The 7,588-nt window shown below is 68.0% G+C and carries 7 protein-coding genes; 2 read left to right on the top strand and 5 right to left on the bottom strand.

Translation table 11 applies throughout. The annotated features are described in order from the left end of the window. Positions 1–6: 6 nt before the first annotated feature. The 5 genes from AC3ETA_RS47350 to AC3ETA_RS47330 form a co-directional block, all read right to left on the bottom strand. Positions 7–1,062, bottom strand: coding sequence for a hypothetical protein (locus AC3ETA_RS47350; RefSeq protein ID WP_432199094.1), 1,056 nt, complete (start codon positions 1,060–1,062; stop codon positions 7–9). A gap of 3 nt (positions 1,063–1,065) precedes the next feature. Next, positions 1,066–2,703 carry a hypothetical protein gene (locus tag AC3ETA_RS47345; protein ID WP_432199093.1) on the bottom strand — a complete coding sequence of 546 codons (1,638 nt, stop codon included), beginning with the start codon at positions 2,701–2,703 and terminating at the stop codon, positions 1,066–1,068. A gap of 507 nt (positions 2,704–3,210) precedes the next feature. Then, positions 3,211–4,074 (bottom strand): hypothetical protein, encoded by an 864-nt coding sequence (locus AC3ETA_RS47340; protein ID WP_432199092.1) that lies wholly within the window; start codon positions 4,072–4,074, stop codon positions 3,211–3,213. Further along, positions 4,071–4,892, bottom strand: a complete 822-nt coding sequence (locus AC3ETA_RS47335; RefSeq protein ID WP_432199091.1) for a sigma-70 RNA polymerase sigma factor region 4 domain-containing protein — start codon at positions 4,890–4,892, stop codon at positions 4,071–4,073. Before AC3ETA_RS47335 ends, AC3ETA_RS47340 begins: the two co-directional genes overlap by 4 nt. Positions 4,893–4,975: 83 nt before the next feature. Next, complete coding sequence (locus AC3ETA_RS47330; RefSeq protein ID WP_432199090.1) at positions 4,976–5,194, bottom strand: hypothetical protein; 219 nt, start codon at positions 5,192–5,194, stop codon at positions 4,976–4,978. Positions 5,195–6,192: 998 nt separating this feature from the next. Here AC3ETA_RS47330 and AC3ETA_RS47325 point away from each other — a divergent pair. Both AC3ETA_RS47325 and AC3ETA_RS47320 read left to right on the top strand, forming a co-directional pair. Then, on the top strand, positions 6,193–6,477 hold the full coding sequence (locus AC3ETA_RS47325) for a DUF397 domain-containing protein (RefSeq protein WP_432199095.1): 285 nt from the start codon (positions 6,193–6,195) through the stop codon (positions 6,475–6,477). 359 nt (positions 6,478–6,836) lie between these two features. Continuing rightward, on the top strand, positions 6,837–7,588 hold a 752-nt coding region (locus AC3ETA_RS47320), incomplete at its 3' end, for an SAM-dependent methyltransferase (protein WP_432199089.1).

Here is a 7,588-nt window from a genome sequence, read left to right as displayed (position 1 = left end):
GACCCCTTAGGCGGGACCTGCTATGCCGGGCGGTGGTGTGTCCTGTGGTTCGAGGTCTCGGCGGAACTGGTCCAGTGCGACGGCCGGGTCGTCGTAGGGGATTCGTGTGAACTTCGAGACCATCGTCCACATCGATCGTTCCTCTACGAGGCTCTTGGGCAGTGCGAGGCCGAGGGCGTGGGCGAGTGGCGCCCTGCCGACGCTTACCAGGGCGCGGACTGCTGCCGCCCATTCGTCGGTGGCCACGACTGCGGTGCGGTACCACACGGGCATCAGCGCGGCAGCCACTGCGGCGGTCGCGATCAGCGGGATGGGGTCTGCCTTGGGCGCGATGAGGGAGCCCAGCGCAATGACGGTGACGATGGCGTGGCCGTACAGCAGTGCGACGAAGAAGTCGACGCTGGTGCGCGCGGTGTCCACCTGGCGGCGTGCCTGCTCGGGGGCGGCTGCGTTCAGCTCGTTCCACAGCAGCTGGGAGTCGAGGCGGTAGCGGTCGTGTCCGTACTCCTCGAATCTGCGGATGGCGTTGCCCAGGCGAGTAGGGGCGATCTGGTCCAGGTCGACCGGATAGCGGGCCAACTGCTCTTGCAGCAAAGCGCGTTGGATCAGACCGCGAGCACGGTCGTGGTTACGCCATCGCTCCAGCTCCGAGCTGGTCTGCAGCCGCTGCAGGGTCTCCTGCTCGTGCTCTTCCAGAGATCGGCGGCGGGCTTCTCGCTCCAGACGCAGGAGTTGCAGACGCTCATCGAGCGTGGCGCGCAGCGCCTGGTGGCGATGACAACGTCGCAGATAGAGCGGCTGGGGCCACAGCAGGTACCCCTCCAGGATGCGGTACAGCGGGCTCTGCATGGCATTCATGATCAGTCCGAAAAGCACCGAGAAGACCAGCAGCAAGGTAGCGCCGACAGCTGTCGTGGGCCGCAGACGTATCGCGTTGACCACGCCATCGAGGCTCGGGGCCACCGTGAAGCACAGCACTGCCAAATTGATCGTCGTGGGCAGGATCCATCCGACGAGCAGGGTCCAGGTTCCGACCAGGACTCCCTTTGCGATGTCACCCATGTCTCAGCTTCTCCGCCAACTGTCGTCGTCGGGGTTGGTGGTCGGACCCGGTGAGCCCGGGCCTGCTTCCGCCGGGCGGATCGGATAGTTCGTGCCTGTAGCGACCGCTCCGCCGGACATCGAACCGATGGAGACACCGCCGTCGGTAACTTGGGAGATCTGCCCCTCGGACCTGGCTGTCGTGTAGCCGTGTTCGCGAAGGACGCTCAGCACACCGCTGACGACGTTCTCCTGCACTGCCTGGAGGTGGCGATGGACGTCCATCGCCTGGAGCAGGGGCGTACGCTTTTCGGCTGCCAGTTCCCGCACCGACATGTGCGGACCATCTGGTGACTCATGCTGGCGATGCCCGCTCCAAGCCCGGTACCAGGAGGTGCTGTGTCCCAGGAGCTGAGACACCGAGCGGGCTGCGAATGCCGGGGTCTGGAGCCACCAGGAGGCAGGGAAGCGTCGCTGGCCGACGGTACCCCTGTCCACCGCACGGAAGTCCGGTCGGACGGGATACAGCACGTGCGGCAGATACTCCACCGCCAGCATGCCGCCGTGCGTGTGGACGCGGATGAACACCGTCGCCACGCAGTCCTGCGTCTCTCCCGGAATCTGGATCGACAGGTAGTGCCGGCGCCGGTCGGCTCCCTCCTCAACGGCGGCGGTCCGGTGGGAGTCGAACGCCTCGGTGCCGTGGGGCCATGCGTCTCGGCGCTGCAGCCCCTCCACGGGCAGGAACACGTACTCGTCCACGACCAGCCGTGCCAGCGGATGCCGCGGTGACGTCGCCTGCTGCCTCCGCAGCTGCTCGGCCCGGGCGGTGATCCCGTCGAGGAGGTCCCGGTTGCTCAGCGGCCGGGGAGACCCGCCCGGGCGAGAGGCCAGTTCTAGGGCGGCGGTCCAGGGCTTGTAAGGGCTGCCAAAGCCGAGGAAAGGGGAGTTCGGTCCGTAGCCGACGAGGGGCGCATGCTGTTCGCGTGCGATGAGCCCTGCCGTCGCCCTGAGCCGCGGGGCGCTTGCGAGCGCGGCGTGCGCACCGTGGCCGTCACCGAAAAGCTGCGGCGACAGAACGCCGGACAGCGTCCGGTTCACTTGTGCGCGGTGACCGACGGCACACAGCGTCATGCCCAGCGGGACGCCCAGGGCCACCCAGGAGGACAGGGCGTCTCCGCCAGGAGGCATGAGCCCGGGTGAGGTGATGTTCGCCACCGCCAGGCCCAAGTAGCCGGCGAACATGACGCGGCCGAGGACGGACAGCGAGGCGCTGAGAACGCGCCGTGCCCCGCGCGGCGGGCGGTCCTGCGAGCCGAGCCGGCGAGGCACCGGATCGTTTCGCTCGCTGGCCAGGACCGCGGAGATCGCCAGAAGGACGGCCGGGGCGAGGTAGTAGGCGAAGAATGCGCCCGCCACCAGGAAGCCCACCGCCCACAGGGCTATGACGATCCACGCCCAGGCGCTTTGGATGCGCCGGGCCCGTAAGGCATGGACAAGAACCGGGACGGCATCGAACCCAACGGAGGGGGCGACCGTACGTTCCGGGTGCTCATAGAGCTCTTCGATGACAGCACCGCGGAAACCGTCGTCCAGGTAGGTGCCGGCGGCCAGTTCGCGTGTTGTATCCGCCTCAGGACTGCTGCCCGTCGGTGTCGTCATTGCGCCCCCATATGTGACTGCCCCGAAGCGAGCCCCAAGGCCCGGGACACGTCGCCAACTGATCAACTCGACCACTCGGTGCGGCTGTTGCGGTGCTCCAGCCCCACAGTTCCCCATGCGGTCTTCCCTGTGTGTACTTCGACAAGCCTTCGCCCAGGCCTGTGCTGTTTGCCCCGGCGCGCTCGTCGGCTGTCGGCTCGTGCAGGGCTCCACGGCTGTCGCCTGCAGGGCGAGTTGGCCGCGCAGGCGACCCGTGCGTGGGACGCTCGCGGGAGCGGTGCGGTGCCGTCGGGTTAGAGGAGCAGGGAGCAGCGTTCACGCGGTCCACGAACAGACGCGGCCTGCTGTACCGGTCCAGGGCAGCACTGCTTTGCCTGCAGCGGCGGTCAGACTGTCGGCGGGCTTCCCGACGCACCGGGTGGCTGACCACCCGCCGTACCCGATCGTGCAGAATCTGGCGGGTATGCCCGGGCACCTCCCTGAAAAACCGTGCTCAAGGAATCCGGGTCAGTGCGATGCAGTCTCTCCCATCTGAGAGGCGACAGCCCCGGCGCTGTGGATGGGGCGTGTCCCGGACTGGGACTGGCTGGAGTTTTGCCGGGCAGGCTCGCGGGCGTCCGGCCGTGCCGCGCGGGAGCCGGGCGCGCAGGGTTTGTTGGCGGCGGCAGTGAGCAGGGCACGGATGTTGCAGGCGAACTCGGTGCCGGGCAGCGGCAGTTCCACGTCGGGTCGGCGCAGGTAGCCCGCGGCGACGGCTAGGGGAACGTAGGCCATGAGTTCACTGACCGCCGCTGGGCGGGGCCGGGCGGTGTTTTTGGCGATGTGGAGCAGGAAATGGAGGATCGAGGTGGCGGAGGCTCCGGCGTCCTGCGCGGGCCGGGACAGGATGGGCTGCGCAGCGGATGCGTGCGGGCATGCGGGCACCTCGGGGGGCGGCTGGACGTCGTCGGTCTGGCGGTGCCACCAGGCGGCGGCAGCTCTTTCACCGAGGGCCAGGTGGTGCAGGTAGAGGCAGTACGCGGCAGCAGGCAGTCCGGCGCCGGCTGCGTACTGCCACCAGTAGCGTGCCCCGTCGTCGGTGTCCGTCAGTTGCAGGACACACGCCAGGACCAGGGCGCTGTGGGGTTCGGGCACCTGGTCGGTGACAAAGTCGGAGACGAAGGTTGCGGGCATGTGCGTCACGAGGGCTTCGCACAAGGTGCGCAGGTCCTCGGCGGCCTCGGTGGACGCGACGCTGTCCTTGCCCGGATGGGAGCCGGTGAGGAAAGCGTCCCGGCGGAAGGTGCCTTTGGAGGGAGGGACGATGTCGCGCGGCACTGTGCGGTCGCGGACGAGTAGAGCCCGGGAGAGCATTTCTCTGACGTGAGTCACGCAGGGGTCCTTTCGGTCTCGGGGGGAGGGATGACGCTGTCGAGGAAGTGAAGGGCGTGGCGCTCGTCCGACTGCACGGTGGCCAGCGGCACACCCAGGAGGGCGGAGACGCTGTCTGGGGTGAGCCCGCACAGGCTGAGCAGCACCACGACGTCGAGCTGGTGGTCCGGCAGCCTGCTCATCGCCTTGAAAAGTTCAAGGCTCTCGGCCATCTGGTTCATGCGCGCAGTGGCGTCGGCCAGCTGCCGCAGGGCGAGGGTGTCGAAGGCCGCGGCACTGAACTCGGGCCGGCCGTCCAGGTGCGGCGTCCTGGCCATGACGGTGGCGCGCAGGACTTCCCAGGCGAAGCGCCGGGTGTCAGGGCTGGCCAGTGCGTCGTTCCAGCGCAGCCAGAGGATGTCGAAGGTGTCGGAGACCGCGCTGTCGCGCTGGTCGTCGTCGAGGAAGACCTGGGCGTACAGGGTGTAGTCGCTCTCGACCAGTTCGTGGAAGGCGCGGTGGTCCAGGGGCTGGGCCGTGTGCGCGGTGGCCAGAGCTGCCATGGTTCTCTCGCTGCAACGGTCGACCCAGTCCCGGGTCTTTTGGGCTTCGAGCGCTGCGTACCGCCACAGCCGGTACAGCGGCCACTGGGGCATGTCCAGCTCGACGGCCAGGCTGAGAACGATCTCCCACCGGGGGTACAGGCCGCATCCGCGTAGTAGTTCGGAGAGCTTGGACTTGGACAGCCTTACACGATCGCTGAGTTGACTGAGGGTCAGCCCGCTCAGGAGGTAGGCCTCACGCATCGGGGCCAGCCAGGCACAGTGGGAACTGCCCACGCACTCCACGATCGGCCCGAGCTTGCGTCCGGGCCGGACGGAGGGAGGGCCGAGGGCGGGTGCCGGTGGTTCTGAAGGCGTCGTCACGAGGCGCGGCCCTCCCTGTCCCCGGCCGTCTCCGCGGGGCGCGCCGATTTCGGCTCGCTCTGCGGCCGGGCGGCGCTGACGATCTGCTGGACGGCCAGGCCGAGGGCCGGCGCCAGCGTGGCGACGGCGGCGACATGCCCCATCGCCACCATGACCGTGCTCCAAGCGAACACGGCCGCCGTCGCAGCGATGATCAGTATCTCTTTGTGAATCACCTGAAAGTCCTTTGGTGTTCGGCCTCTGCTGCCGCATGGCCCATCCGGTCAGGCCACAGCGCACTCCCGGGCCGACGGGTGCCGAATCCGTCGGCCGGGGAGGTCAACCAGCATGGTGGGCAACACAGTTGTCACGCCACGTGATCGCTGAATCACGGAACAATTGGATCCGCCGGGAGCGGACTGAGAGCGCACGAAGAGCCGCCGTAGCGCGCACTTGGCCGAGTTGGCACGCGTGCGGTTAGAAGTTCCCGGATTCTCTTGCAATTGCACTGCGGACCCGCGTCAATGGAACCAGGACACCTTTGGTGTCGGCCTTCCATCCGGAAGAGCTCGCTTCCGTGCCGAGATTGTGGGAGCGGGCAGCAGCGCTCTCGCCTGGCCTGCACCAGGCCAGGCGAGAGCAAAAACATCCCCCCGCAACTCCCCGTCCGAGAAGCCTGCCTGCCCTCACCGGACAAGACACCCGGGCCACTCAAGCCGCAGCCACGCGGCTTGAGTCAGAGCCGCGCAGATCAGGACGAGGCGCAGCACAAGAAGCCGGCGCAGCCACCGCGCGCAGTGCCCCGCCGCCTTGCTGTGCTGCCCACTGCATGCAGGCGGCCGGACTTACGACGCAGGCGCACGTGTTCGAGTGGCGGTGAACGGAGGTGCGCCCGGTGTCTGGCCGCCCGCCTGGTGCAAGAGGACAGGCTCGCTCGCACCGAAAGGCCGTAAGTAGCGCGTGCCCTGCGACGGCCCACACGCGCCGAACCCCATGATGCGCGGTGACGGCACGCCCGCCGCAACTCGCACCTGTCGACGCCAGCCGAACGGACACACGAGACGGCCCGGCGCCTTGCCGTTGCGCAGGCGAAAGGGGGTGCGAACGCGGCGGAGGTCGAGACCGCGACTGCACCCGGGCACGCAGCGCCCCTGCGGATCAACCTGATTAAGACAAAATTCCCCCAAGTGTGCATAAGCAGCGCCGTGGCGGTGATCCTCCTGGTGGCAAGCGGATGCAATTGCATTTGCGGAGCGGGGAATTCAGTCACCGCGGAGGTTCACCGATGGAGACTCTGGCATATGCGCAGGTCGTGTCCACTGATGCTGGACCCGCGGCGTTGTTGCGATGGCGGAAGAGTTCGCACAGCAACCCCGACGGGGCGTGCGTCGAGGTCGCGCAGCCGGCTCACGACCGGGTCCTCTTCCGCGACTCTAAGCAACCGCAAGGAGGCATTGTCGGCGTCCCGCGTCCCGCGGCGGCGGCATTCACGGCCGCCCTCGCGCGCGGCGGGCTCTGAGCGGTACGAGCCCCACATCATCTACCAACCGTGTGCTCCTGCAACGCCCCTCAATGAGAGGTCCTGCGTGGTACCGCCCCGGCACACGGACCGTCCAGGGCTCCCACGGGTCCGGCGGCCCGTGGACGGGCGCGGATGAACGAACGGCCCGCAATTCCGTACTGGACAGCGAGACGGGCCTGCCAGTACTGATGAGCCCGTTGCAACGAAGTGCACCCGAGCGGTAATCGGACGTGCACCCGCCCGCAGGGGCGTGCGGACCACGACAAGGGGAAAAAGCGTTGGGGGAGCAGCCGGCGCCCAGGCCGGGAAGCGGCACAGAAGCGGACTTAGGGCAGGACAGGCCGCACAACGCCCGCATGTACGACTACTACCTGGGTGGAAAGACCAACTACGCGGTGGACCGCGAGGCGGCACAAGCAGCCATCCGGGTTTTCCCCGCTATCGAGGTGGGAGCCCGGGCCAACCGCGCCTACATGCACCGGATCGGACGCTACCTGGCTAGGCAAGGGATCTGCCAGTTCATCGACATCGGCACCGGTATCCCTACCGCACCCAACCTCCACCAGATCGTCCAGGAGGTAACGCCGCAAGCGACCGTCGTCTACGCAGACAACGACCCCATCGTCCTGGTCTACGCCGACGAACTCCTGGACGGCGCACCCGAGGGCACAACCTGCTATGTCGAGGCCGACATCACCCAGCCCGGCAAGCTGCTGGAGGCCGTCGAGGCAACCGAGGCGATCGACTTCGACCGGCCGGTGGCCCTGACGGTGCATGCCCTGCTGCATTTCATCACCGACGGCCAGAATCCCCACCAGATCGTCAGCCGGATGCTGGAGCCGCTGGCGTCGGGCTCCTACCTGAGCCTGACCCACTGCACCGGTGACTTTGAGCCGGAAGCCTGGGTCGCCATCGCCGACACCTACCTGCAGCGGGGAACCCCCCTGCAGGTACGCAGCCGGGCCGAAGTGCTGCGCTTCTTCGACGGACTGCAGCTCGTCGACCCCGGACTGGCCGTCGCCCATCGCTGGCACCCCGAACCCGGCAGCGGCCCCAGTCTGGTGACGGACGGCCAGGTATCCATGTATGCCGGTGCCGGCCGCAAGCC

This window comes from Streptomyces sp. bgisy027 (assembly GCF_057710365.1).
Note: the sequence above shows the minus strand (reverse complement) of the source record. Positions and strands in the feature narration are given on the sequence as shown.

What these genes read in the sequence shown, in the direction of transcription:
- AC3ETA_RS47350 (WP_432199094.1), bottom strand. Translation starts at nt 1,062, where the DNA reads ATGGGTGACATCGCAAAGGGAGTCCTGGTCGGAACCTGGACCCTGCTC.
- AC3ETA_RS47345 (WP_432199093.1), bottom strand. Translation starts at nt 2,703, where the DNA reads ATGACGACACCGACGGGCAGCAGTCCTGAGGCGGATACAACACGCGAA.
- AC3ETA_RS47325 (WP_432199095.1), top strand. Translation starts at nt 6,193, where the DNA reads ATGCAATTGCATTTGCGGAGCGGGGAATTCAGTCACCGCGGAGGTTCA.